The organism is Cupriavidus phytohabitans, assembly GCF_000426345.1.
Classification (GTDB): Bacteria; Pseudomonadota; Gammaproteobacteria; order Burkholderiales; family Burkholderiaceae; genus Cupriavidus.
The window spans coordinates 117,878-143,447 of sequence record NZ_AUFE01000003.1 but is presented as its reverse complement, the minus strand read 5'-3'; the positions used below and the strand labels follow the sequence as shown (position 1 = coordinate 143,447).

The 25,570-nt window shown below is 63.9% G+C and carries 19 protein-coding genes; 9 read left to right on the top strand and 10 right to left on the bottom strand.

What is annotated here, in order from left to right:
• The first annotated feature begins 265 nt into the window (after positions 1-265).
• The 6 genes from K309_RS0103535 to K309_RS0103510 all read left to right on the top strand — a co-directional run bounded on the left by K309_RS0103535 (position 266) and on the right by K309_RS0103510 (position 9,143).
• A complete protein-coding gene (locus K309_RS0103535) occupies positions 266-988 on the top strand; it encodes a Crp/Fnr family transcriptional regulator (RefSeq protein WP_029045131.1) in 723 nt (240 codons plus the stop codon).
• Positions 989-1,075: 87 nt separating this feature from the next.
• Positions 1,076-3,511: a polysaccharide biosynthesis tyrosine autokinase gene (locus K309_RS0103530; protein ID WP_029045130.1), complete on the top strand. Its 2,436-nt coding sequence runs from the start codon at positions 1,076-1,078 to the stop codon at positions 3,509-3,511.
• Positions 3,512-3,941: 430 nt separating this feature from the next.
• The gene (locus K309_RS0103525; protein ID WP_029045129.1) at positions 3,942-4,193 is read left to right on the top strand and encodes an acyl carrier protein; all 252 of its coding nucleotides are present in this window, start codon (positions 3,942-3,944) and stop codon (positions 4,191-4,193) included.
• Positions 4,190-5,389, top strand: a complete 1,200-nt coding sequence (locus K309_RS0103520; RefSeq protein WP_029045128.1) for an acyl-CoA dehydrogenase family protein — start codon at positions 4,190-4,192, stop codon at positions 5,387-5,389. Before K309_RS0103525 ends, K309_RS0103520 begins: the two co-directional genes overlap by 4 nt.
• Before the next feature lie 10 nt (positions 5,390-5,399).
• A complete protein-coding gene (locus K309_RS0103515; RefSeq protein ID WP_029045127.1) occupies positions 5,400-6,413 on the top strand; it encodes an amino acid--[acyl-carrier-protein] ligase in 1,014 nt (337 codons plus the stop codon).
• Between the two features lie 138 nt (positions 6,414-6,551).
• On the top strand, positions 6,552-9,143 hold the full coding sequence (locus tag K309_RS0103510) for a beta-mannosidase (RefSeq protein ID WP_029045126.1): 2,592 nt from the start codon (positions 6,552-6,554) through the stop codon (positions 9,141-9,143).
• Between the two features lie 119 nt (positions 9,144-9,262).
• On the opposite strand, the gene K309_RS0103505 is transcribed toward K309_RS0103510, so the two are convergent.
• The gene (locus K309_RS0103505) at positions 9,263-10,270 is read right to left on the bottom strand and encodes a DUF1839 family protein (protein WP_029045125.1); all 1,008 of its coding nucleotides are present in this window, start codon (positions 10,268-10,270) and stop codon (positions 9,263-9,265) included.
• Between the two features lie 502 nt (positions 10,271-10,772).
• Between K309_RS0103505 and K309_RS0103500 the strand changes: the two genes are divergently transcribed.
• Both K309_RS0103500 and K309_RS0103495 read left to right on the top strand, forming a co-directional pair.
• On the top strand, positions 10,773-11,390 hold the full coding sequence (locus K309_RS0103500) for a sugar transferase (RefSeq protein WP_029045124.1): 618 nt from the start codon (positions 10,773-10,775) through the stop codon (positions 11,388-11,390).
• A 72-nt stretch (positions 11,391-11,462) separates the two neighbouring features.
• On the top strand, positions 11,463-12,176 hold the full coding sequence (locus K309_RS0103495) for a membrane protein (RefSeq protein WP_029045123.1): 714 nt from the start codon (positions 11,463-11,465) through the stop codon (positions 12,174-12,176).
• A gap of 21 nt (positions 12,177-12,197) precedes the next feature.
• On the opposite strand, the gene K309_RS0103490 is transcribed toward K309_RS0103495, so the two are convergent.
• The 5 genes from K309_RS0103490 to K309_RS0103470 form a co-directional block, all read right to left on the bottom strand.
• Positions 12,198-12,866 (bottom strand): acetyltransferase, encoded by a 669-nt coding sequence (locus K309_RS0103490; protein WP_029045122.1) that lies wholly within the window; start codon positions 12,864-12,866, stop codon positions 12,198-12,200.
• Between the two features lie 87 nt (positions 12,867-12,953).
• Positions 12,954-15,176 carry a polysaccharide biosynthesis tyrosine autokinase gene (locus K309_RS0103485; RefSeq protein WP_029045121.1) on the bottom strand — a complete coding sequence of 741 codons (2,223 nt, stop codon included), beginning with the start codon at positions 15,174-15,176 and terminating at the stop codon, positions 12,954-12,956.
• Positions 15,173-15,637 (bottom strand): low molecular weight protein-tyrosine-phosphatase, encoded by a 465-nt coding sequence (locus K309_RS0103480; protein WP_035876751.1) that lies wholly within the window; start codon positions 15,635-15,637, stop codon positions 15,173-15,175. Before K309_RS0103480 ends, K309_RS0103485 begins: the two co-directional genes overlap by 4 nt.
• Positions 15,638-15,650: 13 nt before the next feature.
• Positions 15,651-16,802: a polysaccharide biosynthesis/export family protein gene (locus K309_RS0103475; RefSeq protein WP_198030783.1), complete on the bottom strand. Its 1,152-nt coding sequence runs from the start codon at positions 16,800-16,802 to the stop codon at positions 15,651-15,653.
• A 284-nt stretch (positions 16,803-17,086) separates the two neighbouring features.
• On the bottom strand, positions 17,087-18,337 hold the full coding sequence (locus K309_RS0103470; protein WP_029045118.1) for a glycosyltransferase family 4 protein: 1,251 nt from the start codon (positions 18,335-18,337) through the stop codon (positions 17,087-17,089).
• A gap of 516 nt (positions 18,338-18,853) precedes the next feature.
• Here K309_RS0103470 and K309_RS0103465 point away from each other — a divergent pair.
• Positions 18,854-20,197, top strand: a complete 1,344-nt coding sequence (locus K309_RS0103465) for a polysaccharide deacetylase family protein (RefSeq protein WP_029045117.1) — start codon at positions 18,854-18,856, stop codon at positions 20,195-20,197.
• Positions 20,198-20,280: 83 nt separating this feature from the next.
• Here K309_RS0103465 and K309_RS0103460 read toward each other — a convergent pair whose 3' ends face one another.
• From K309_RS0103460 to K309_RS0103445, 4 genes are all read right to left on the bottom strand, one after another.
• Positions 20,281-21,714: a hypothetical protein gene (locus tag K309_RS0103460; RefSeq protein WP_156914291.1), complete on the bottom strand. Its 1,434-nt coding sequence runs from the start codon at positions 21,712-21,714 to the stop codon at positions 20,281-20,283.
• Positions 21,715-21,885: 171 nt separating this feature from the next.
• Entirely contained in the window at positions 21,886-22,842 is a 957-nt protein-coding gene (locus K309_RS0103455) for a GNAT family N-acetyltransferase (RefSeq protein ID WP_029045115.1), read from the bottom strand.
• A 73-nt stretch (positions 22,843-22,915) separates the two neighbouring features.
• On the bottom strand, positions 22,916-24,178 hold the full coding sequence (locus tag K309_RS0103450) for an O-antigen ligase family protein (protein WP_029045114.1): 1,263 nt from the start codon (positions 24,176-24,178) through the stop codon (positions 22,916-22,918).
• A 251-nt stretch (positions 24,179-24,429) separates the two neighbouring features.
• Entirely contained in the window at positions 24,430-25,542 is a 1,113-nt protein-coding gene (locus K309_RS0103445) for a glycosyltransferase family 4 protein (RefSeq protein ID WP_029045113.1), read from the bottom strand.
• Positions 25,543-25,570: the final 28 nt, after the last annotated feature.

Below are 25,570 nucleotides of genomic sequence, written 5' to 3'. Positions count from 1 at the left end.
CCGGCCAACCTCCCGATGGATGAGCGCTCCCCAACCATTCGCCTACTGTCGCAGCGTCTTTCCATGACGCTAAATAGAGTCACTGGCTTGCAGTCAGCGCCGCAGCAGGGTCAACGGCGCAGCCAGGCAGTCGGATACCAGTCATGCCGGCCATGCTGGCGCTGAACGGGAACCGGCAAGGCTGAAGCCCGTTTTTCCCGAGTGGCGTTCGCCGAGCCGGCAGGACGTTGTTCCGCAAACGGGTTTGGACAGGGGGTACGAAAAAATGATCACGCATCGGTCGGAACTGCATGTCAATCACCTGCTCAGCGCGTTGCCGCGTGGCGAGTGGGAAACACTGGCCCAGCATTTCGAGCTGGTCCGGCTGCGCGCCGGGGAGCTGCTCACCGATTCCGGCCAGCGCATCGTCCACGTCTACTTCCCAACCACGGCGGTGGTTTCGCTGCTGTCGCTGCTCGAAGACGGCGCGACCGTCGAGATTGCCGCGGTCGGCCATGAAGGGCTGGTCGGCATCCCGGTAGTCACCGGCGGCGACACCATGCCCAGCCGCGTCGAAGTGCGCAGCCCCGGCCTTGCCTACCGTATCCCCGCACGCATGCTGCGCGCCGAGCTGCCGCGCCTGCCCACGCTGCAGCGCGTGACGCTGCTGTACGTGCAGGCGATGCTGACGCAGATCGCACAGACCGCCGCGTGCAACCGCCACCACTCGCTGAACAAGCAGCTGTGCCGCTGGCTGCTGCTGGCGATCGACCGGCTCAGTTCCAACGAGCTGGTGATCACGCAGCAGGTCATTGCCAACATGCTCGGCGTGCGTCGCGAAGGCGTGACCGAGGCCGCGGGCAAGCTGGAGGACCTTGGACTGATCCACCACAGCCGCGGCCATATCACGGTACTGGACCGCTGCGGCCTGGAGAAGCATTCCTGCGAATGCTACAAGCTGGTCAAGCGCGAATATGACCGGCTGCTGCCCGCGCTGGCCAACGCCTGAACGGCGCTGCCGGCTGCCCCTGGCGGCATGCGGCTGACCACGCGCGGCGCAGGACGCCGCGCTGATCCCATTTGAGGAGCGGTACCCGTGAGCAGACTGTCATATGCCGGCGCACCGGCGGAAGGTGCGGCCCCCCGGCGCGAAGCTCAGCCCGCCGGCACGCGCCAGGCGCGCGCACTGATGGACCACATGGGCTGGATCGTTGCCGCGGGCGTTGCCGGCGCCGGCGTCGGCGCGCTGGTGGCGCTGTCCGAGCCGCCGCAATACCGCGCGCAGGCGCTGGTGCAGGTGGAGGGGCGCGACGGCGGCGTGCGCAGCGTCGCGCAGACGCAGGGCGCTGCCGGCTTCGACGCGGGGCTGCTCAAGAGCCGCGCCGTGGTGGGGCCAGTGGTGGAGCGCCTGCGCCTGGATATCACCGCGCAGCCGTTGCGCGCGCCGCTGGTGGGCGCGCTGCTGGACCGCTTCTCCACGCCCGGCCACGTGCGCGGGACCTGGCCCGCAAGCCAGGGCTATGCCTGGGGCGGCGAACGCCTGGTGGTCGACACCATGAGCGTGCCCGAAGACCTGGTGGACCATCCCCTGCTGTTCGAGGCACGCCGCGACGGCGCTTACCGGCTCTTCGACCAGGACGTGCTGCTGCTCGAGGGCCGTGTCGGCGAGACCGCCAGCGGCAACGGCATTACGCTGCGCGTGGACCGCATCGAGGCCGCGCCCGGCACGCGCTTCGTGCTGACACGTCACGATCTCGCGCGCACCGCCGAGGCCGTGCGCAGGGGCCTGCAGGTCGAGAGCGAAGGCGCGCAGATGTCCGCGAGTCCCGGCGGCGCACCGGCGCAGCCGGGCGGCACGGTGCGCGTGGGCTGGCAGTATGCGGACCGGCAGCTTGCCGCCGAGCTGGTCAACGGCGTCACGCGCGCCTATATCGACGGACAGACCACCAAGCGCCGCGAGGACGCCGCCGGCACGCTGGCCTTCCTGTCCAACGAACTTCCGCGCGTGCAGGCCGAGCTCACGCGCGCGGAAGAGGCGCTGACGCGTTACCGCGCGCGTACCGGCTCGCTGGCGCCCAGCCGCGATGCGCAATCGTTCCTGAACAACAGCATGGAGTACCAGCGCCAGATCGCCGCGCTGCGGCTGGAGCGCACGCGGCTGCTGCAGCGCTTCACCACCGAGGCCAATGAAGTGCGCACGGTCGACAGCCAGATCCAGCAGATGACGCGCGAGCGTGCCGAGATCGATGCGCGCATGCAAAGCCTGTCGGCCTCCGAGCGCGAATCGGTGGCGCTGACGCGCGACGTCAAGGTGGCCGAGGACATGTACATGACCCTGCGCACCAAGGTCGAGCAGCTGTCGCTGATGCTGTCCGACAGCTCCAGCCAGCTGCGCGTGATCGACGCGGCGATCGCGCCGGTGACGCCGGTCGGGATCGGCACGTGGCCGTTCGCTTCCGTGGGCGCGCTGCTCGGGCTGTGCCTGGGCGTGGCTGGCGTCAACCTGCGCCAGCGCCTGCGCCCGTCGGTGGCCAGCGCCGCCGATGCCGAAGAGCGGCTTGGCATGGCCATGCTCGGCGACATCGCCTTCAGCAACGAGCAGTCCGAGCTCGAGCGCCAGATCGAAACCAAGCGCCGCCTGGGCATCGCCGCGGGCTTCGCGCTGCCGACCGAGGCGCGCCTGGGCTGGCCCGAGCCGGGCACAGAGGTGATCGATGCCGCCACCGCGGCCGCGCCGGAGGACGAGCACGCGCGCGCCGAACGGCTGCTGCGCCAGGGCTTGCACGACCAGTACCTGCTGGCGCGGCGCGCGCCGCATTCTCTGGCGGTGGAGGGGCTGCGCACCTTGCGCGCGGCGCTGCACTTCGCGCTGCGCGATGCGCCCAATTGCGTGGTGGCGGTCACCAGCCCGGCCAGCAGCGCGGGCAAGACCTTTACCGCGGTCAACCTCGCGGTGCTGTTTGCCGAGGCCGGCCAGCGCGTGCTGCTGATCGACGCCGACCTGCGCCGCGGCCGCGTGGCGGACTGGTTCGACCAGCCGGTCGAGCCGGGCCTGGCCGAAGTGCTGGCCGGGCGCGCCGCGATCGCCGATGCAGTCAGGCCGAGCGTGGTCAGCGGCCTGTTCCTGCTCAACCGCGGCGCGGCGCCGGCGAATCCGTCCGAACTGTTGATGCTGCCGGCGCTGGCGGAAACGCTGCGGCTGTGCGCGGGCCGCTTCGACCTGGTGCTGGTCGACACGCCGCCGGTGCTGGCCGTGGCCGATGCCACGCTGGTGGCGAACCTGGCGGGCTCCACGCTGGTGGTGGTGCGCGCGGACGTGACGGCGGCGGGCCAGGTCGACGACACCCTCAAGCGCCTGGCGCATGCCAATGCGCGGCTGGCGGGCGGGATCCTGAACGGGGTCATGCCACGGCGCAGCAACCGGTCGGACTTCAATACCATCAATCCCTATCTGGGCATGCCCTTGCCCAAGGCGGAAGCGAAGCGCCCGGCATTGACCAGGCAAGTCATCAATGGAGCGGAGAAAGCCTGAAGCCGGCGCTCCGATCGCGGGACGTGCCAATTTTCTGCGCAACATACGCACGAGCGCATGCAGTGATGCGGGGAAAGCGTTACGCAGAAACGGGTACGCCCGCACGCGTGACGGCGCTCGATCGGTGCCGCCTACGGGCGGAGCTGCCCCCTTGGACAGGGCGCATCGCCTCGTCTGGTAGCGCTGTTGCAAGAAGACCTGACAGGGCCCTCGCCCCCGGGCCTGGATGTCGCGTCGTGCTTTCCCGCGCGAAGACCACGCATTGCCCTGGCAACTCCAGGTGGGGCTTCTCCGCCCGGAACGCGCCGTGCCAGGGCCTTGCAGGCGTCCCGGCACTCGCAGCCCATTCGTACGGAAGCGTACCGATTCGAGCCCGAAGTCCGGGCTAAATAGCCCAACACCATGCTTTTCCTAAATCTGGAGCCCCAGCATGAGAGCAGCCATACGTACCATTCTGTCGGAAGTGGCTCGTCTGAACGTGCCAGTTGAATCTCTGGATGACCACGCCGATCTGTATGAAGCGGGACTGTCATCGCTGGCGACCGTGCATGTCATGATCGCGATCGAGAACGCCTTCGGCATCGAAATCCCCGATCGCATGCTGACCCGCCAGCTGTTCCGCAGCATCGGCGCACTGGCTACGGCAGCCGAGCAACTCAAGAATGAGCAGGAGGCTGCGTGAGTCCCGCCCTTGCCAGCGTTGAGCTGACACATCCGCGCGCCGGGATTGCAGATGCTGCGCACTGGATGGCGGCGGCGAGGCTGGTCGCCGCAGAAGCCGCACGGCATGCAGACCAGATCGACCGGGATGCAAGCTTTCCCTGTCAGGCCTTCACGGTATTGCGCGAGCACAAACTGCTGGGTGCGATGGTACCGATTGACCTTGGCGGTGGTGGCGCGCCGCTCGAGGCGATCGCGGCAGTTTGCCGCGTGCTCGGCGCTGCCTGCGCTTCGACGGGCATGATATACGCCATGCACCAGATCCAGGTAGCATGCCTGGTCAACCATGCCGGCAACAGTGCATGGCACGCGCAACTGCTGCAACGGCTTGGCGGCGAACAGTTGCTGCTCGCATCGGCCACCTCCGAAGAGGCTATTGGCGGTGCCTTGCGCAACAGCGGATGCGCGGTCAACGTCGACAACGACAACCTGCATTTGCTGAAGATGGCGCCAACCATCTCCTATGGTGCCCACGCTGACGGAATTCTCGTGACGGCACGTCGGCACCCCGATGCCGCGCCCACGGACCAGGTCATGGTGAGTGTTCTGAAGCCGGACTACACGCTGGAAAACCTCTCCGCATGGGACACCCTGGGCATGCGGGGCACGTGCAGCAACGGCTTCCGGCTCGAAGCGCGCGGCCATACCGATCAGATCCTGCCGGTGCCGTTTGGCGAGATTGCCGACGTTACGATGACCCCCGTGTCGCATATCCTGTGGTCTGCCGTGTGGACAGGCATCGCGGCGGACGCGGTCCAGCGTGCCAAGGCACTGTTCCAGGGCCAGGCCCGTGCCCGACCCGGCACGCTGCCGCCATCGGCTACGCGCGTGGCTGAGGCCGTGGCCATCATCCAGATGCTTGATGGCCGTCTGGAGCTGGCGCTGAGCCACCAGCGCCAGCGGCACGCAAGGCAGGGCGTGTCGGCGATGTTCAGCCTGGCGGCGGAAATGAATGGTCTCAAGACCAGCGTGTCGGCGCTGGCGCTCGAGGCAGTCCAGATCGCGATGCTGGTGTGCGGCATGGCGGGCTACAAGCATGGCACGCCGTTCAGCCTGGGACGCCACCTTCGGGATCTGTGGTCAGCGCCCCTGATGATCAACAACGATCGCATCCTGACCAACACCGCCAACCTGCTGCTGGCGGACCGAACTGCCTGAGGATCCGAACATGGACGACACCAGCCACACTTGCACAGCCGACGAAAACGCATCTCCTGTCGCGGATGATCATTTTCTCCACGCCGTACCGGTGAAGGATCCGGACCTCGGCCGTCGTGCCTACCGGCAGGCGCTCATCGATGCCCGTGTGCTCTTCCCGACCAAGGTCGATGGCATTTATGGCCGCAGCGCGCTGTTCGAAGGCATTGCCGATGGATTGAACATCGCCATCAGCAAGCTCGGAGCCGACCAGCATGCGGAAGTGATGCGATTTCCTCCCGCGATGCCGCGCGAGGATTTCGAGGCGAGCGAATACCTCAAGAGTTTTCCGCAACTGGCGGGGACGGTGCATTGCTTCTGTGGCGGCGAACGGGAACATCACCGTCTGCTCGCCCGTGTGGAACACGGTGAGGAATGGGCCGAGCAGCAGCGACCGACCGAAGTGGTGCTGGCACCCGCGGCGTGCTATCCGGTCTATCCGGTCTATCCGGTAGTGGCCGACCGCGGGCCGATGCCCCGTGGCGGCCTCGTGGTCGACGTGCTGACGTATTGCTTCCGCCATGAGCCTTCCATCGATCCCGCACGCATGCAGATGTTCCGCCAGCGCGAGTACGTGCGGCTCGGGACTGCCGAGCAGATTGTCGAATTCCGCCAGATATGGATGGAGCGTGGCCAGAAGCTGGCCAGCATGCTCGGGTTGCCGCACGAAGTGGATATTGCAAACGATCCGTTCTTCGGTCGTGGTGGCAAGATCGTCGCGGACAGTCAGCGTGAACTCAAGCTGAAGTTTGAACTGCTGGTGCCGATCAACGATGGCGCGCCACCGACCGCTTGCATGAGTTTCAACTACCACATGGATCATTTCGCCCATGCGTGGCCGCTGCGCACTGATGACGGGGCGCTGGCGCATACCGGCTGCGTGGGCTTCGGCATCGAGCGCCTGACGCTGGCTTTGCTGCGCCATCACGGCTTCGAACTGGCGCGCTGGCCGCAACGCGTGCGCGACGTGCTCGGAGGCATCTAGTCTGACGCCGCGAGGATCCAATCGGAACCGCGCAGCATGCTGCCGGCCGATGCCGCTGGAGCCATTCTGTGAGGCAGTCGGCTGTGCTCCGCCAGGCTGGCATTTCGGCCCTGGCGGGTTACGAGATGAAGGCAGTCCATGAAGTCCCAAGGCTACCCGGACACAAACGCTTCGATGCCCGATCTGGAGTCATTTCCTGACGTCCGATCGGGCATTCCCATTGGCAATGCCGCGCTCGGTGGCGAGTGGACGTGGATACAGACGGACGCCGGTGCAGCCGACAGTCCGGCGGGCCTGGATGGCACGGCGGGCTGGCTGCCAGCCCCGGTTCCTGGCACGGTGGCCAGCGCGCTGCGCGCCGCCGGGCGCTGGGACGACTCCGCGCCGCCGCCACTGCACCTGCATGACCATTGGTATCGAGTGAGCTTTGCCGGCCGGGGCAGGCAGGTGCTGCGCTTTAACGGACTCGCCACAGTGGCCGAAGCCTGGCTCAACGGAAAACTCGTGCTAAGTGTTCAGCATATGTTCGCCGCGCACGAGGTCGAGGTCGACCTGGACGGAGACAACCTGCTGTATCTCTGTTTTCGGGCGCTGCATCCATGGTTGCGCAAGCGGCGTGGCGCCGTGCGCTGGAAGCCCAGAATGATCGTGCCCCCGACCCTGCGTACGGTCCGCACGACCCTGCTTGGCCATATGCCGGGCTGGTGCCCGCCGGTGCATGCGGTGGGGCCCTGGCGTTCCGTAGAGTTGCTCGATCCGGCAAGCGACGACATTCTCCACGGCGTGCGTGCTGACGTGTCGGCGGAAATGCCGGAAGGACAAGGCGTCGTCTCGCTGCGCCTGCATTTCCCGGGGGCAGCGCCGGCCTCGGGGTCGTTCGAGGCAACAGACGGTGAGGGTTGCAGCTATCCCGGCACGCTGTCGCGCATTGACAGGCACACCCTTGCGGGCACGCTACGGGTCGAACGCCCGAAGGTATGGTGGCCTCATACGCACGGCGAGCCACACCTCTACCGTGTCGATGCAACCGTCGACGGGCGCGCCATCGAATGCGGTCGGGTCGGTTTTCGCACGGTATCGCTCGACGGTGCGAGCGCATCGGACTCGTCCGGGTCTTCCAGGTTGTCGGAGCCGTTTGCGCTGTGCATCAATGGCGAGCGGCTGTTTTGCCGCGGGGCCTGCATTTCCAGCATCGATTTGCCTGGCCTCGCAGACACTGATGAAGCATCCCGGTATTGGCTGACGCTTGCGCGCGACGGCGGCATGAATATGGTGCGCATCAGCGGTGTCACGTGCTATCCGGGTGAAGCCTTTTATCGGGTTTGCGACGGACTGGGCTTGCTGGTCTGGCAGGATTTCATGTTCGCCAACTTCGACTATGGCAGCATCGGACCCGGCGTTGGCCTTACCGATGACTTCAAGCGCGAAGTCACCGGGTGGCTGACATCGACCCGGGCGCATCCAAGCATTGCAGTGCTTTGCGGCGGTAGCGAGGCGGAGCAGCAGGCGGCAATGCTGGGTACCTCGCGTGGCGAATGGAAGCAACCGCTGTTCGAGGAGTTGATCCCGGGCCTGGTTGCCGCGTATCGCCCGGACGTGGTCTATGTCAGCAATTCGCCAACCGGAGGTGCCTGGCCGTTCCAGCCGGACAGCGGTGTCTGCCACTATTACGGTGTGGGGGCCTACGAACGCCCGTTGACGGATGCGCGGCTGGCGCAGGTCCGCTTCGCCTCCGAATGCCTGGCCTTTGCCAATGTTCCCGGTGATCGGACGCTGACAGAGCACGGACTGTCGCTGCCGCTGCATTCCCCGCGCTGGAAAGCCACGGTGCCGCGCGACGCGGGGGCACCGTGGGATTTCGAAGATGTCCGCGATCACTATTTGCGCGCCTTGTACGACGTGGATCCCCCGCGCTTGCGGTATGAACAGCCCCAACGCTACCTGATGCTGTCGCGGGCGGTGACGGCGGAGGTGATGACCGAAGTCTTCAGCGAATGGCGACGAGTAGGATCGGGTTGTTCCGGCGGCCTGATCTGGCAGCTGCAAGACCTGACGCCTGGCGCAGGCTGGGGTATTGTCGATGCGTGCGGGCGCCCCAAGTCGGCATGGCATGCGCTACGCCAGGTCTGGCAACCAGTGCAGGTGCTGATTACCGATGAGGGGCTCAACGGACTGCACCTGCACGTGCTGAACGAAATGCCGCAACCACGCTCGCTGCTGCTGGTCCTGCGCTGCCTGCGTGACGGCGCGATGGTGGTGGCTGAAGCCCGGCACAGCCTGCGGCTGCCGGCGCGCGGATCGGAGCGTATCGAGGCGTCCGCACTGCTGGATCGCTTCTTTGACTTCACATATGCCTATCGCTTCGGCCCGCCGACGCATGACGTGGTACTGGCGACGTTGCTTGCCGGCGACAGCGGCGAGCCACTGAGCCAGGCCGTGTACCTGCCCGACCGCCGTGCCGCCGCGCTCAAGGAGCCTGGGTTGCGGGCGCAGCTTGAGCAGGTTGGCGACGAGTGGTGGCTGACGGTGTCAGCGGAGCGCTTCGCGCGCTGGGTGCACATCGAAGACGGTGCCTACCAGGCTTCGGAGAACTGGTTCCACCTTGCACCGGGAAGCAGCCGGCGAGTTCGACTCGTGCACCAGGGCAAGGGCGCGGCGCATGCTGTTCCCGTTCCCTCAGGCGAAATCTACGCTGTGAATGCAGACCATCCGCTTGGCTATGATGGTTAGCGTCGTCTGGCGATCACGTCCTGGTGTCGACCCGGACGCGCACCGCGGGGTACTCCGGTTGCCCGGCGCCGCCCGCAAGCGGTTGTAAGCGCCGTTCCTGGGGCGCCCCGCGTGCTGGCTCAACCGAAAGCCGATAGCAGTCCCGCCATGGCCTTGTCATGGCAGGACTCCAGGCTATCGAGGCAGTCGGCGCAGAGGTCGGCGCGCCGGCGTGCCACCGCCCGCGCCAGTCGGAACTGCAATACCTTGCTCTCGGTTGCGATGGTGCGTGCGTCGTCTGCGACGGCCAGGGGCGTTTCGTGCCCATGCTCGCTTAGCCAGTACAACCAGTGATGCAGCATCTCGAAGTTGGCGCCCAGCTGGCGCGGGAAGTTGAAGGTGTACAGGTGAAAATAGGCTTCTTCCCGCGCCAGCAAGGCGTCCATGTGCTTGCCGAACACCTGTCGCCAGCGACCTACCGGATTGCCTGCAGGGCGTCTGGCGAGGTGGTATCGCATCAGTGCCACCGAAGCATCGACCAACGCGGACGACTCGAGCGGAGGCCGCACCCGTTTTGCATATTCAGCATAGGGGAACAGGATATTTGCGTTGCCTGCGAGCTCGGGCAAGAGCCGCATCAGGCCGCGATAGTCCTCGCCCTGCGCGCTGTGGTAGCCCAGGCTGTGGTAGTACCAGACGCGCTCGGCCTGGTTGTCGATACGGTTGATTGCAATCGTGGTCTTGACATGCTCGCGCCGGTAGGCGGTGGCATGCGTGTCGGGCAGGTAAAAGCTGTCGACTTCGACCAGTGCGGTGTGACCGCGTTCGACCTGCGCCGTGACGTGTGCCTGCAGCGTGTCATAAACGGCCATTTCCTGCACGCTGATCCCATACAGCGTTTCCAGATCCATCTGCGGGTACTTGAAGAAGGTGAAGTGATCGCCTTCAAAGTCTTGTGCAACGGTGAACGCGAGTCCTGCGCGCGGTTCGAGCCCCCAGCCATGCAGCAATTCCACCCACAGGTCGATATAGCAATTGGTTTCCTGCCAGATGGCTTCGGAACCATGCAGGGCGTGGGGATGCGCGGTCGCCGACAGGGTGGTTCCCAGCCCGCCCCCACCTTCGCCGCTTGTCGTCGAGGCTTTCATGTCGGTCCTCTTCACCTTTCATTGTGCTGGCTTGCGTATGGACTTCCGATTCTGGCGAGACGACATCCGCCATTCGGTGCGCTCTCAAACAGACTCGAAGAACTGGTAGAGCAAGCTGAGGAAAAATGGTTGCGGGAGTGCTCCCTGGCGCCGTGGCAGAGCCGGCAGCTGAAGTGTGAGGTAGCCAACGGTGCGAAGGGGCACCGCGGGGCATAGTCACTGCAGGTAATCCTCCGAACTGAGTGCCCGTGGATGGATCGTAGGCCATGGGCAAGGCACCCGAACCAAGAGCATGAAGCAAGACCTGTCCGCAGTGCGGTCGCTGCGCGCCATCGCGGCGAAGGGGCGGTGGTCGCCTGTCATTCCGCGGCAATGATCAGGAATTCTTCAATGCTCACCCTTTCCTGGCCGCAGACCGGCCATTCCAGCAGGGGATTCTGCCTGTCAGCGGCGCTCCCTCTGCGCCATGCCCAAACAGGGGCGGTTTCTCGGAGCAATCGTGATGAAGCGCATCTTTGATGTTGTCCTGGCCTTGCTGGGCATGCTGCTGCTTGCCATTCCGCTTCTGCTCCTGATTTGCTTAGTGCGCGTGCGTCTGGGAAAACCGGTTTTCTTCCGGCAGGTCCGGCCGGGACTTCATGGCGAACCATTCCACATTCTCAAGTTCCGTACCATGACGGATGCTCGCGGACCGGACGGCGAACTGCTGCCTGATCCGGAGCGGCTGACCAAACTTGGGGCGTTTCTTCGCTCCACCAGCCTCGATGAGCTGCCGGAGCTCTGGAATGTACTCAAGGGTGATATGAGTCTGGTTGGGCCGCGGCCGCTATTGATGGAGTACCTGCCGCGCTACTCTCCAGAGCAGATGCGCCGCCACATGGTCCGTCCCGGCATTACCGGACTCGCACAGATCAGTGGACGCAACACGATCAGCTGGGAAGAGAAATTCCGGCTGGACGTCTGGTACGTCGATCATGTTTCGGTGTGGCTGGACATCGTGATCTTGTGGAAGACCGTCATCAAGGTAGTAGCGCGCGAGGGGATCAGCGCCGCGGGAGAGTTCTCTGCCCCTCGCTTCATGGGAAGCAAACGGAGCGCCTCGGATGGCGATATCGCATGATGAACTGGAAGCCGCTGGAGAAATACGCCGGGACGCACGGGTAAGCGACCATTCGACAAGTTGAGGCTCCTGATGCAGCTATCCTGGATGCTGATTGTCCATAGTGGCGGCGCGTCACTGGCGATCCCCCTGGCGGGCCTTGTTGCGCTCCGTCTGGCCTACCTGGGATTGTGGAAGCGCGCGTCTTACTGGCTCGTGTCGCTGGTTGGCGGCGCAGCCGTCATTCTTGCAGGGAAGCTGGCGTTCGAATTCAATGGATGGTCAATGCCATCGGTGAACGTGTACAGCGTAAGCGGGCACGCCATGCTCACTGCATCGGTCTACCCGATGCTGGGCGCGATACTGGGATCGGCATGGGGCAGGCGAACGGCCAGGATCGGCCTGTCTGCCGGTGTACTCGTGGCGGTACTGGTCGCAGTTGCCCTGATCGTCGGACACTATCACACGCTTGCTGAAACCCTGATCGGCATGACTGTCGGACTTGCCGTGGCGTGGATCAATTTGCATCCTTTTTGTCGGCCCGCTCGCCAGCCCGCTCGCCAGCCTGTGCTCCCCGGTCGGACGCCGATGCTTGCGAGGGTGGCGCTTTGCGGGTTCCTGTTGGTCTTTGCGCTGGCAGCGACACGTCCCGTCAAAGGCCGATTGTGGTCACATGGAATGGATTGGTTCGGCGTCACCGAGCGCTATTCAAGGTACATCGATACCGATCCGGTTTCCGGCCAGATCGTGGTGACTGTCGTGAAATGCCGGGTGCCGTCGTACCGCGTATGTTCTGAAACTTTCTGAGCTGGAGCCCCGAGCTGTTCATCACTGATCGCGAATCAGGCGTGAGGTCATCTGGAAACTGCCGCTGGTGATGAACTGCCGGTCCTTGGCGCTGGTCGAAACGCAGGTGTGAGAATCGACAACGCATTCCGCGCCGATGCTCACGCCCGGGAAGAGCGTCGCACGTGTCCCCAGGAAGCACCGCGGTCCGATGGCGGCGTTGCCGTTGAGGACCGCGTGAGGGGAAAGCACGGAGCACGCACCCACCCGGGCACCATGCCCAATTCCGCTGTAGACATTGGCCACCGCTCCGTCCTCCACCACCGCGCCCCGGCTGATGACCGTGAACGGAAAAATCAATGCGCCGACGCCCAGGTGGGAGGAGGGCGAGACGAGGGCCGTACCATGGACATAGATCGGAACCTCGATCCCGATATGCAAGAGCCATGACAGCACGTCTTGCCGTGCCAGGGTGGCACCAATCGCTACCAGCACTGCCTGGCGCGGCGTTGGGCGGAACTGGCGAATCGACCCCAGATGTGGCAGGTCTATGCCCTCCGGAACCTTGTCTGGCGTGTCATCGATGAAGCCCGCTACCGCAGGTCCGCCGCACCGCGCTTCTGCCTGCAGGTAGTCATAGAGTTCGAGCCCAAGTCCGCCTGCGCCGGCGATGACCACGGACGAGACGGTATCCGCATGAACGAGTGGCATGACTTGTTTGCCCTCAGGCGAAGCGGAGTTCGAGTTCAGCGGCCGACGGCTGGACGGAAACTACACCAGCCGCCGCCGTGGTCTCGGCTAAGCCCGCTTGGTCTGTCCATTGCCGTAATCGGCGAGATAGCGATACTTGCCAAAGTAGCTGTGGGCCCGGTACCAGCGGCCCTCGATCAGAAGCCCGTTGAACAGCACGCCCTTGACATCGGCGCCGGCCTGCCGGATCGCGCGTTGCGTCGCAACCAGTTCGCCGGTCGTGGTCTTCTCGGCGCGCGCCACCAGAAACACGGCGCCAGCCTTGCCTGCCAGGATGCCCGCGTCGGCAGCCACAAGCACTGGCGGCGTATCGATCAGCACCAGGTCATAGCGCGCTTTGAGCTGCTCAAGCAGGGAGTCCATGGCGGGGCTCAGCAGCAGATCGATCGCGTGTGGTGGTTGCGAGCCGGTCGGTATGAAGTCCAGGCCGGGCGCCACTTGCCGCTGCAATACCTGCTCCAGCGGCGCGCCCATCAGCAGTTCGGTCAAGCCAGGGCCGCGCTTGACATCAAAGGAACTCTGCAGGCTACCGCGGCGCAGGTCGGCATCGATGAGCACCACGCGGCTTCCGGTGGCGGCAATTGCGGCAAAGTTAGCACAGACAAAGGATTTGCCTACGCCTGGGGCAGGCCCGGTGATCACCACCGTCGGGCTGTTGCTCCCGGCCATGGCGAAACGCAATGCGGTACGGAAGCTGCGCAGACTCTCCACGGTAGGGTCGTCCGGCTGCTGGAGTGCCAGAAGGCCGGCGCCCGGTGACAACTGTGACTGTTGTTTGCTGAAGGGGATGGTCGAGTAGACAGTCATCCCTGTCTGCCGCTCGATCTCGTCCGGGTCGGCCACGCCGCCTTCGAGCGTATGGCGCACGAAGACCACCAGCAGGCCAGCAACCAGGCCCAGGGCGAGCGATAGCCCGGCAATCAGCGCCCGGTCCGGCCGGACCGGCCTGAGCGGCACCTCCGCCGGGTCGACAATGCGCGCCGTTCCTACCTTGCTCGCCTTGATCAGCTTCAGCTGCTGGACCTCGTTCAGCAGGGACTGCAGCAGCTCGGTGCTGACCTTGACGTCGCGCATCAGCCGCACCACGTTCTGTTCCACGTCCGGCAGCTTCTGGATCCGCCCGGACACCCCGTTCAGCTGGGCGGTCAGGCCGGAGATCTGGCTGTCGACGAGTGCGATGGCCGGATGCGTTGAAGTAAAGCGTGCAGCCAGTTCCTGGCGCTTTTGCTGCAACTCTTGCAGCTTGGTCTGGATCTGCACCGACTGACCCAGGATCAGCTTGGACTCCTCGCCGAGGTCGATCGTGCCGCGTTGATTGCGCATCGCGTTATATCGGGTCTCGGCCGTGTCGACCTGCTGCCTGAGCAGCGGCAGCTGTTGCTCGAGAAATGCGAGTGACTTTTCGGCTTCGGCGGCTTTGCGGCGGATGTTCTGGTCAACATAGGCATTGCCGATTTCGTTGAGGATAGCCGCTGTCATGTCAGGCGAGACACCTTCCAGAGACACGCCGATCACGCCGCTATCCTTGCCGCGCTCGCTGATCGTCAGCTTCTCCTGCAAGCGCGCGATGCCCGCAGTGCGCGCCAGGCGACGCAGCACGAACTGGGTACCGGGGCGCCCGTCCAACTGGCTTACCAGCATGGTGACCGCGCCGTTGGCAGTGGTGATCGTCAATGGCGATCCCACTTTGCCGGTAGCCTCGGCATCGTCGCTGGCAAACCGCACCCTGTACTCGTTGTTACCCAGCGCGGTCAGCCGGATCTTGCGTTCCTCCATGGACGCAGGAACGTCGAGCTGGGACACGGTAATCGATTCATGGCCCCACGCAAAGCCACCCCATCCAAACAGCCCAGGGTGCGACAGTTCAGGATTGAAGCTGGCGATTGCCGGGCCGATCAGCGGGAAATAGCGCGGTGCGGCTTCGATATACAGACGCAGGTTGTCGACAGCCTTTCCGACCACCATCCGCGAGCGCAGGAGTTCAATCTCCGCAGAAGCGGCGGGTTTGACATCGGGACCCGGGGAGATGGAGGCTATGAGCTTGCTGACGTGGTTACCACCCGATTCCTCCACTTGCACCGTCATGTTCGTGCGGTAGACGGGCTTGGCCAGGAAGGCATAGACGAGGCCGACCACGATGACCACTCCGACGACGGACAGGAAAGTCTTTCGATAGCGGGCCAGCAAATCGAGATAGGCGGTAAAGTCCACTGCCGACTGCTGCTCGTCCACGCCAGCGGGGGTTTGATCCCGGGTACTGACCGTTCTCATGATACTTCTCCTTGACCCTCAGTTGGTGCAACCTCTACCAGCCGTGCAGACCACGAAGCAATGCCCTGCTTGATCAGTTCCAGAACGATATAAAACATGCTTGGCGAGCATCCATACGGATCCGGCACATCCGTGGACGTAGATTCGCAAATCCGGTGGGTTTTCCCGCGTGCCAGCGGGAAAACCCGTTCAAGCTCGTCGCGTTGCTCGCTGTCCATCACGAGGATCAGGTCTGCAGCTGCCACAAGTGCGTCATTCACGGCGCGGGCGCGGTGACTGGCAATATCGAGACCCTCGCGCGCAAGCAGCCTGACAGCGCTTGGATCCGCGGGTGCGCCGACCGGCGGAGCGAGTCCGGCCGAAGCTACCTCGCATGCGGGCAGAAGTTGGCTCAGCAGGCAGGCCGCCATGGGGCTGCGACAGACATTGCCGATGCAAATCACCAGGATCGAGCGAGTCATGTTTCGCATCCCGCTATTTGATTGCCGTGGCAGTACTGAACACAGGCTGGGTGCTCGGCAACAACTGGTTGATCACGCGGCTCCAGCGGACGACCTCACGTGCGTCCACATAGACCACATCTTTCGGTTCCAGCTCGAAGCCCTCGGCGATAGCCAGCGCCGCCGGAGAGTTGCTGTTCAGATGGTAGATGTTGGGCTCGCCATCGGCCGCCTTGCGGATAACGTAGATCTGCTCCGCATTGGCCGAACTCGGATTGACACCGCCGGCATCGCCAAGTGCCTCGTTCAGTGTCATCCGTCCATTGCGCATGAGCAGGGAGGCGGGGCGCACCACTTCGCCGGTCACGAAGATCTTGTTGTCCTCGCGCTGTTCCACGCGGACGATGTCGCCCGAGCGCAGCAGAATGCGGGACGGATCAATACCCCTGGCAAGCAGGGCGGGAATGTTGACATACCAGCTGCGCTCGCCGCGGGTAACGCGGATGCGGCTGTTGTCACCGGTCAGATTCAGCACACCGCCGGCGCGATTGAGCGCTTCCACCAGCGTCATGGGCGCGTCATCGATGGCCTGCATGCCAGGCGTCTTGACTTCTCCGTCAACGTAGACACGCTGGCTACGGAAGCCGAGCACCCGCACCGTCATCTGGGGGTCCCTGACCACTCGCGACAGAACCCGCGCCATCTGGTCGCGAACCTGGTTTGCGGTCTTCCCACCCACCTTCATGACGCCGGCGTAGGGGAACTGAATATCGCCCTGTGCGCTGACCACATAACCCGGCACGTTGGAGCCGCCGCTGGACTGCGGGATTTCGAAGGCGGCGCCGATGCTGTAGGTCTGCGTGGGAAACACCAGTTCCGGATGGTCCCATACCACGACCGAGATGATGTCGCCAGGGCCGATCTGATAAGGCCGCGGCGTGGCGAACAGTTCTTCGACCCGCTCATTGTCTGTACGAGCCTTGCTGCGTTGGGCTTTCACCAGATCGAGGGTGATCGGTGTCACCTTGGGTACGACATCGGGACCGATTGCGCTCACCACCGCATTGGTGCCGAAGTACATGCCCGGCGATGCAGAGCACGCTGCTAGCAGGCCGGTGGCGACAAGTATCGACAGACTGGAAGCGATGTTGTGGCGAGAGGTAGCCAGGATGATCCGGGAATGCATGCGCCAATTGACTGGTTTCACGGCGGTCTCCTTACTGATGGCAGCGGACAACGCGTCGCATATGCCATGCCCTGATGCTTTGCATCGTAGGAGGGGCGGCTCCATGCTTCGGTGCGTTGTCGCACGTTGAATGTTCGGACGAGAAGGCTGTACTACCGCGAGCGCCAGGCTTTGCCCCAGTGGACCCAGCCGTTCGCTGCATCTCGTATCCTGCCGCGAGGGCGCAAAGGCCGGGCACCGGTCTTCCGACCCGTGTGCAATGCGGAGCCTCGATATCAACCAGGTCAAGACACCGGGTTGGCCTGAGCTCTGCATGCTTCGTCCAGCACCCCAGCCAGGCGCTGCGCCAGCAGCTGGAAGCTGTGGTTGCGCTCGACATACTCGCGGCCGGCGCGCCCCATACGCAGGCGAGCCTCGAGCGGCGCTGCTGCGATGCTGATGATGGCGTCGGCAAGCGCCTCCGGCTGCTCCGCGGCCACCGTCAGTCCCGCCGTCGAGTCGGCCACCGGATTATTGGAGGCATTGGAGGCAATGACGATGGGCCGGCCCGCGGCCAGGTAGTCAAACAGCTTGTTCATGCTGATGCCGTACCGGTACAACTGCGGCAGGTCGCGCACGGCGATGACAAAGGCATCGGCCTCCATTGCCACAGCCGGAATTCGGGTCTTCGGTACGGGGGGCTCAAAGATGACATTGCGCAAGCCGAGTTGCTGTGCCTGCGCCATCAGCGCAGGCTTGAGGCCGCCATCTCCGACCATGCGCAGGATGATGTGCCGCCCCTCTGGCCGCTGCTGCACAAGCTTCATTGCCTGCAGCAAATTGTCCAGGCCGTTGGCTTGCCCGTGGGCGCCGAAATACATCAGCGTAAAACGCTCGGACGGCGCGACGGTGCGCGCAGGCGTGGGCGGTGGGAACAGCGACAGGTCCACGCCGTTGGGTATCCAGGTTATGCGCTCTTTCGGAATGCCCAGCGGCGCGATGTACTCCCACGCGTGCGGCAGCAGCACGACGATGCGAGTGGCACGCCGATACAGCCAAAGCTCGAGCTTGCGCAGCGCCCAGGTCAGGAAATCTCCTTCGCGCAGGCGACCCATGTCCACGAGCGTCTGCGGCCACAAGTCACGCACCTCGAACACGAACGGGACCTTGAAGCGGTGCGCCAGCAGGGCGCCCGCCGCCGCGGCGAAGGGGTGCACGCTGGAGCCGATCACCACGTCGGGACGCGGCAGGCCACGCGTGGTCCGCCGCCGCAAGGCGCGCCAACTGTAGGCCAGCATGTTGAGGATGCGGCCGGCGCCATTGCCTTCGTATGTGGGCGTACGTACCCAGAGGAAAGACACATCGCGAATACTGTCAAGGCGCGACAACCTGCCCCCCTCCAGCTGCCGTTCCCTTGCGCCGACCGTGTTGGCCGCGATAACGGTTGCCTGCCAGCCGGACGAGCTCAGGTGCTCTGCCAGGTGGAAGTGTCTCGTGCCGCCGTGGTCGCTGCCGGGTTCCAGGGCATAGTGATTGAGAATCCAGACGTGCTTCATGGAGGGACCGGATCGTGGGATGCTGGCGCGCATGTCATTGGCGGGCTTCTCCCGGCTGGCCGACCCGGCCCGCCGGGTCGGCCAACAGAGCAGACGCGGGCCTGACAATAGCGGATCCTGCCGCGACCGCATGCGGACGCACAGGGCCATGGTCAGGGCCGGATGATCAAATACCTTGCCGTTGTGGCAGCGTACTTTTTCATCCGCCCCGAATATATCTAATCAGAGTCCGACGCCTCGTGAAAGCGCATAGCGTGGCCCAGACCACACTGCCCGGCACGGCACCGCGGCAGCCTCGCGGGTGCGGCAGGAAAGCGCACGCACCTTGCGTTCGGCGTCACACCCAGCTTCATTGCCGGCACGGTAGCGAGTCCCGATAATCTTCTCTGTCAGCGCAATCGGCTGTGGCTCGGCCATTCGGTTTGCCATGTAGTGTCCATGCCCTGCTCAAGCCGTGCACAGCCATCGTTCAATCAGAACGCTGGCATTCTCACTCTGGAATTCCCTATGAGGCACATGACTGAGGAAACCCTCTCCTGGCTGCAGCGGATTCTCGCGGAGCGGTTTGGCCATGGTTTTCAGTTGCAAGGCACCGACGCGGGCTTTGTCCGCTTGAGCCTTGCCGGATCCGGCGAGGGATCGATCGAGATTGCCGCTGACCCCGTCACCTTCAAGCGCGCGGACTCGGCGCTCGCCTTTACAACCTGGGATGCGCTTGCCGAGGGCTGGCAGCCGGCCCTGCGCGGACCTTTACCGGCGCCGGGCCTTGCGCGCGCTCCGTCGCCGCTGATCGAGGCGACGCCGGCTGGCTATCGAATCCACTATGACATTCTCGGTCTTTGCTACTGGATGCTGTCGCGCCAGGAGGAGGTTGGCCGCACCGACCTGGACAACTACAGACGCTTCCCGGCCAGCCGCTCGCATGCCCACAGGCATGGCTATCTGGAGCGACCGGTGGTGGATGAGTGGTTGCATATCCTTGGGCAGGTGATCAGGCGGCAGTGGCCAGAACTGCAGCTACGGCAGCTTCGGCCCGGCATGAAGGTGTCGCATGACGTGGATGTGCCCAGTCGTTATGGCTTTGGCTCCGCGGCGCGAATGGTCCGCCGCATGGCCGGCGACATTCTGATTCGCCGGGACGTACGGAGCGTGCTGCAGGCCCCGGTCATCAGGATGAAGACGCGCACCGCGCTGCATCCCAACGATCGGGTCAATACCTTTGACTGGATCATGGATGTTTCCGAGCGCCATGGGCTGGTCAGCGCCTTCTACTTCATCTGCGGGCGCACCGACCCCGGCATGGATGCCGACTACGAGCCGGAGCATCCTGCGATACGCGGATTGATGCAGCGTATCCATGCCCGTGGCCATGAAATCGGCCTGCATCCGAGCTTCAATACCTATCAGGCGCCCGGCGCGGTGCAGGCGGAGGCAAACCGGCTGCGGCGGGTATGCGAGCAAGAGAAGATCGAGCAGGAGGTTTGGGGCGGACGCATGCACTATCTGCGCTGGGAGCACCCGACCACGATGCTCGGTTGGGAGCAGGCGGGCATGACCTACGACAGCACGCTCAGCTATGCCGACCACGCCGGATTCCGCTGCGGCACCTGCTTCGAATATCCGGCCTTCGATCCGGTCGCAGGCAAGGCCCTGAGCTTGCGCATCCGCCCGTTGATCGCCATGGAAGGCACCGTCATGGGTTATATGAAGCTTGGAACCGGCGATGCAGCATGGAGAAAGTTCCGGGAACTGAAGGATACCTGCAAGGCGGTGAATGGCTGTTTTACCATGCTGTGGCATAACTCGTCGCTCAGCAACGCCGAGGAGCGCGAGCTGTACCAGGCTGTCGTCGCCTACTGACAGGCTGTCGCGTCAGCGAGCCACGGTCGCCCCACCGCCCGGCCGCGCGCGATGGAAACGAGCGCGGCGGCTGGCTCGTCCCTTCAGCGCGCGCCGCCGCGGCGCACCAGCGTAGGCCAGAACATCATCTCGGCAAGCATGCGCTCGCTGTCGCCGGGCCGCCTGGCGAAGCCGGGGTAATGGGCTGCAACGAAGTCCCGGTCTTCCTTGCGCGACGACTGGGTAATGTCGTACAAGCGCACACCCAGCGCGTGCATCGCTGGCCAGGTTGCATAGCCACCGGTGGGGAATGACTCAGCCAGGCCATACGGTGGATAGCCCTCCGCGCAACTGCCTGTGCCGTTGTCGTAATTCACCCGATACCAGCCGTTGGCGCCGCTGAAATAGTTGGCGAACAGCGGGCGGGCCCGATCCTGATTCCAGACGTGAAGACTGAACTGGCGTGCAAAGGCAGCCATGGTGTCTTGCGAGGGCAAACTCGCCGGGTCGATGCCGTAGACCTGGACCAAGGCCGCACGATTGCGCTCGATGGCATCAAAAAAATGCACCAGCCGGCGTGCGTGGCTGATGTCCCAGCCGATGTTGGCGACCGGCGCGAAGCGCTCGGCTGGGATAAGCGTCTGCACCGTGACCAGTTCTGGTCGGGCCGGATCGCGCTTGCATACAACAGGCTTGTCCCGCCCGGTGTAGGCGGCATAGCGGTTTGTGTCATAAAGCCGCCAGAATCCCGCATCAAGATCGGCCACCCTGATGCTCTTGCCAGTCTTGCCCTCCGGGTCGGGAAGCGCCTGTACAGTAGTACGAGCCGCAACCAGGCGCAGCAACAAGTCCAGGTGTGCTTTCATGGTGGCAATACTGCCGTCCTCCAGGCCCGCCGCCTGGGCAAGCCGAGGTCGCGCGGCCAGCATGCCGGCCAGATCCGCGTAGATGGCAATCTGCCAAAGATCCTTGTCGGTCAGGAACAGTTCCGACGAGGTATTTTTGACATCCTCCGGCCTCGCGGCGATCCGTTTGCGCAACGCGTCCTGCGCCGCAGGCGTTCTCCAGCGTTCCAGGTGCTCGCGCGCGATGCGTGCCGTCTGCTCGACGAAGTCGTTGGGAGCCGCCGTCCGAACCTCGCGGCTCATGCCGTTGGCAAGGCTGCTCGCGAAGGCCAGGAACTGGGTGCTGTTGAGCAACACCTCGGTGTTGCGCAGCCGGATGCTGTGGCTGCACTCGGGACCACCGCGGCATATCCAGGCCCGCCCTGGCTGGTCGCCGGGCGCGGGTTCGAGCTGTGCATAAGTCTTGGCAACCAGGCCGGCCAACTGGGCCTGCCGGGCGCTGCGCTGGCAACGTTGTGCCATGGCCAGCAAGTTGTGAAAGAAGATCTCTATGTGGTATAGCGCATAGGTGTCGCCTTGCTTCACCAGCCGTTCCGCGATCAGTTGCTGTTGCACGAAGACGAACCCGCCTTCGTCCCAGCGGCGCCAGACCAGGCCTTCGACAGGGCCACCGCATTCCAGCGCGGCAGGCATCACGCCGCCAGGCTGCGCCTGCGCCGCTGGCACGGTACAGACCAGCAGTACAGCCAGGCTACCGGCGCGCAGCAGCGCGCGCGCAAGAGGTCGACGGGCGCGTGCGTTGTGCTTGCTCATGCCAGCATCTCCTTGTAAAAGCGCGGGCGCCTTGCTTTCCCGGCGGCACCGCTATCGGGAACGCATGAGCTGATACAGCGAGAGCGCCCTGGATGGTGTCTTCGTAATGAGGAAATACGGTCTCTGAACAGCACCGAAGCCTCGGAAGAAGCGTTCCACCGATTCCAGCATGGAGCCAGAGAAGTCATAGGCCTTGGTTACCGTCGAGGCGAACCTGATGGTTTCCCAAATGCAGTAGCTGCCGGCTCCGGTATTGGGTGGCATGTCCCGGTTTGCGCCTCCCATCAGGCCGTACGCGCTCTGCTCGTCCCACACGAGATAGGCGCTGTAGTGAGGCCGTCCCTGCTCATCCTCGACGATAAAGATCCTGCGTTTGCCACGCTCCTTGCACGCAGCGTCGATTCGCCTCGCGACGTCATCGGAATAGCCTCGTCGCCATTTCGGGTCAATGCCAACGTTGCGGTTCAGAGGCAGGAATTCATCAATGTTGTCGGTGTGGCGCACGCGAAGATTGAAGCGGTCGTTCGCTTTCCGGATGTCCTGTTTCACCGTGGGTTGCATGGCGCTCCAAAGCGACGCCTCGTCACTGAGGTCCGGAAGAATGTAGGTATATCTCGTGGTCTGCCGATAGCCTTTCCAGAAGAAGGGCAGCCAGTTGGTATTGTTGTAGTCCCAGGCCTGCGCGAAATGGTCGAACCTCGGTAGTTGTTCGATCAGGTTCGTCATCAACTCCTTCTGTTGGCTCAGCAGTTTTGTCGGCTTTGCATCCTTGCACGCAAGCCATGGTCCCAATCCGTGTCCGGCGGGAGGCTGGGTAAGGATGACAAAGCCGTACCTCGTCTTCTTGACGTAGGGCATGGCTGCGATCACCTTTCCTGCTCGCTCCACCAGGGCCACGCTCCAGCGGTCGGCCCCAACCGTCGCGTCAAGCCACCAGGCCTGGCTGGACAGCCGGATTGAACGTTCGCTCTCGCAGAGCTCTCTGTACTTGTCCTGATTGATGTCCATATGCCTCAATCATCGATGAATGTCAGTTGTCGCGGTACAGGCCATGCCTGATGAGCGGACTGGCGGATACCTGTCAGGATCGCGCAGCTTGCCGACCTGCGCACTGCGCAAGCGCGGGCCGGCTGCCCGCCCGCTCGCGCTTGCGCAGTGCGCAGGCCATCGCGCCCCATGCCAGGGCGAAAATCGGGTCGTTGACGGATTTGGCGGTGGCCGCCAAGGTCACCGTATAGACGCTGAATGCCAGCGCGAGCGCAACCTCCGGATGCGCGGCGTAGCCCTTCCTGGCCAGCCTGGCTGATTGCACCAATGCATAGCCAAGCAGGAGGACGAAGCCCAGGAAGCCCACCAGCCCGAAGCTGACCCACGCGGAGAGCGCGTTGTGCGCGTAGCTCCCGATATCGCCGAGGTACAACTGGGAAGCGTAGCTGCCGAGCAGCGGATGCTCTGCGATTGTCCTGACCGCGTACTGCTGCAATTCGTTTCTTGCCTGATAGGAAGTCGATTCCCTGATCTCCAGGAGCTGGAGGATGCGCGAGCTGCCCTCGAAGACCTGGAAGCTGACAGCCAGATAGGCGAGGCCGGCAATGCCAAGGGGAACCCAGACCAGCGTGGTCCGCGAAGCGCCATCCCGAAGCCCGAAGAGAACCGCGGCTACGACGAGGAATGCCATGAACTCGCTCCTCGCCCCGAGCAGGAACAACAGCGGTACGGCAATCACTACCACCAGCGCGGCACGCAATCCGCGATGCAACGCGAGCGCTGCCAGGGCGACAATGGCGGCAGAACGGGCCAATCCCTGATAGCCGGAAACCCGCACGGCATCACCGGCAATCTTCTCTGTATCGTAGAACTGGCCATTCGAGCTCCACGCGGCGATGGCCAGAAATACGGGCACTGAAAAAGATAGTATCCAACGCACCCACTTCTCGTTCAGATCGAGGTTTCTTACCGACATGTAGACCACCAGCCACATGAATATCGTGCTGAGGTTATACATATAGAAGTCGAGGGACTCTTGCACGCCTGTACCAAGCAGGTAGTGCAGGCTTGACCATGCCAGGACAAAGAGCACATACAGAACGAAGGCCCGATCGATAAACAGTATCGGCTCGCGCCCGCGTACCAGTGCACCGAAACCGAATATCACCAGCGGGATGCCGAGGACTACCGACATGGGGCCGAAGAAGCCACCCAGCACCGGCGGAAAAGAGGCGCTGGCCACCGCGGTGTGATAGTAGAAAAAGCCCGGAAAGAGCGTGAGGAAAACTAAGCTGCCAAAGAGCGAGAGGTTGCTGCGCTTCATGATCGCCCTGCCGCCTCCCTGTTGGTCGTTCATTGCGGGTTCCGGATTGCCGTCCCCTTGCAGTCCATCAGCCAGTGAAAGTCTGCCCCCGGGCAAGCGGTGGATCTGGCCTTTCCGGATGCAAGGCTCAGCCACGGATATCCGCTCGCGCTCCATCCATCTAATCAAATCTGCCGCGACTTTGGTAGCGCAGTGCGTGAGCCAGCCCACACCGGACATTGCGCAAGCCCGAAGCCAATGCCATGCCTCGGCCGAGCCGATGAAGCGGTGAACCGGTCACGCACTCACGCCAGGATCCGCTCGTAGAAATGAAACAGCTTGTCCTGTTCGTTCGCCCAGTTGTATTTCCTGGTCACGGTGCGGCGTCCGTTCTCGCCCATGCGGCGCGCCTCGTCAGGGTGCGTCACCAGATAGTCGACGGCATTGGCGATTGCCTTCGGATCCAGCGGGTCCACGCACAGGCCGCTTTCGCTTTCCTCCACGATTTCGCGCCAGAGCGGGAAGTTGGAGGCAATGGGCGGGATCCCGGCCGCCATGTACTCGAACATCTTCACCGGCAGTGCATCGAGAAAATTGATGAGCGGGTGCAGCGTCACCAGGCCGGCCACCGACCGCGCCAGCACGCCCCGCACCCCGGCCCGGTCCAGATACCCGAGCTCGTTGACGCGGGACCAGCCGCTGGCCGCCCTCACCTCCAATTCCAGTGCCTGGTCGCCGAACCGGCCAGCCAGATTCAGGCGCGCCGCGGATTGCACCTGCTCGAGCGCCATGACAGTCTCGCGGATACCGCGAGTTGAGCTGATGCCGCCGACATAGCAGATTTCTGCTCGCTTGGCTTCCCACTGCACCGGGCCGCCAAGTTCGCCGAGAATCGGGTAATTGTTGATGTCGACGGTGCGAGGATTGATCGGCAGGAACTTGTCCCTGATAAAGGGAGTGGCCGCTACGATGCCGTCGAACTCGCGACAGGCACGTCTCTCGTACAGGGCAAAAGCACCCGCCAGCGCGCGCAACCGCCTCGGCCCAAGGTAGGGTTTGCTGAGCAACTGCCGGGGCACGTCCTCATGCGAATCATAGATGACGCGTTTGCCCATCTTCTTCAGCTTCAAGCCAACGGGAATCAACTCGGGGTCGTGCAGGTGGTAGATGTCGGCATTCAGCGTGAGCGCCCGGCGCAGCACGCGTGTCGTGGTCCGGAAGACGCGGTTCAAGCGCCCCGCCGAGCCGCCGACATCGGTGATGAAAACCCCGTCCCGGCTTTCATCCCCTTCGCCGTCGGCCACCACCAGCGAGACCCGATAGCCGTTGGCCGCCAGGCTACGGCAATGCTTGAGGAAGATGCGGTCATCGTAGCGCGGATGAACCGAGGTAAGGTGGGCGACGTTAGGAACTTGCACTTGAAACTCCGTCTACAACGCCACGACG

Coding starts and splice junctions, on each gene's coding strand:
- K309_RS0103535 (WP_029045131.1), top strand. CDS start 266: ATGATCACGCATCGGTCGGAACTGCATGTCAATCACCTGCTCAGCGCG.
- K309_RS0103525 (WP_029045129.1), top strand. CDS start 3,942: ATGAGAGCAGCCATACGTACCATTCTGTCGGAAGTGGCTCGTCTGAAC.
- K309_RS0103515 (WP_029045127.1), top strand. CDS start 5,400: ATGGACGACACCAGCCACACTTGCACAGCCGACGAAAACGCATCTCCT.
- K309_RS0103510 (WP_029045126.1), top strand. CDS start 6,552: ATGAAGTCCCAAGGCTACCCGGACACAAACGCTTCGATGCCCGATCTG.
- K309_RS0103505 (WP_029045125.1), bottom strand. CDS start 10,270: ATGAAAGCCTCGACGACAAGCGGCGAAGGTGGGGGCGGGCTGGGAACC.
- K309_RS0103500 (WP_029045124.1), top strand. CDS start 10,773: ATGAAGCGCATCTTTGATGTTGTCCTGGCCTTGCTGGGCATGCTGCTG.
- K309_RS0103495 (WP_029045123.1), top strand. CDS start 11,463: ATGCAGCTATCCTGGATGCTGATTGTCCATAGTGGCGGCGCGTCACTG.
- K309_RS0103490 (WP_029045122.1), bottom strand. CDS start 12,866: ATGCCACTCGTTCATGCGGATACCGTCTCGTCCGTGGTCATCGCCGGC.
- K309_RS0103485 (WP_029045121.1), bottom strand. CDS start 15,176: ATGAGAACGGTCAGTACCCGGGATCAAACCCCCGCTGGCGTGGACGAG.
- K309_RS0103480 (WP_035876751.1), bottom strand. CDS start 15,637: ATGACTCGCTCGATCCTGGTGATTTGCATCGGCAATGTCTGTCGCAGC.
- K309_RS0103475 (WP_198030783.1), bottom strand. CDS start 16,802: ATGCATTCCCGGATCATCCTGGCTACCTCTCGCCACAACATCGCTTCC.
- K309_RS0103470 (WP_029045118.1), bottom strand. CDS start 18,337: ATGAAGCACGTCTGGATTCTCAATCACTATGCCCTGGAACCCGGCAGC.
- K309_RS0103465 (WP_029045117.1), top strand. CDS start 18,854: ATGACTGAGGAAACCCTCTCCTGGCTGCAGCGGATTCTCGCGGAGCGG.
- K309_RS0103460 (WP_156914291.1), bottom strand. CDS start 21,714: ATGCCTGCCGCGCTGGAATGCGGTGGCCCTGTCGAAGGCCTGGTCTGG.
- K309_RS0103455 (WP_029045115.1), bottom strand. CDS start 22,842: ATGGACATCAATCAGGACAAGTACAGAGAGCTCTGCGAGAGCGAACGT.
- K309_RS0103450 (WP_029045114.1), bottom strand. CDS start 24,178: ATGAACGACCAACAGGGAGGCGGCAGGGCGATCATGAAGCGCAGCAAC.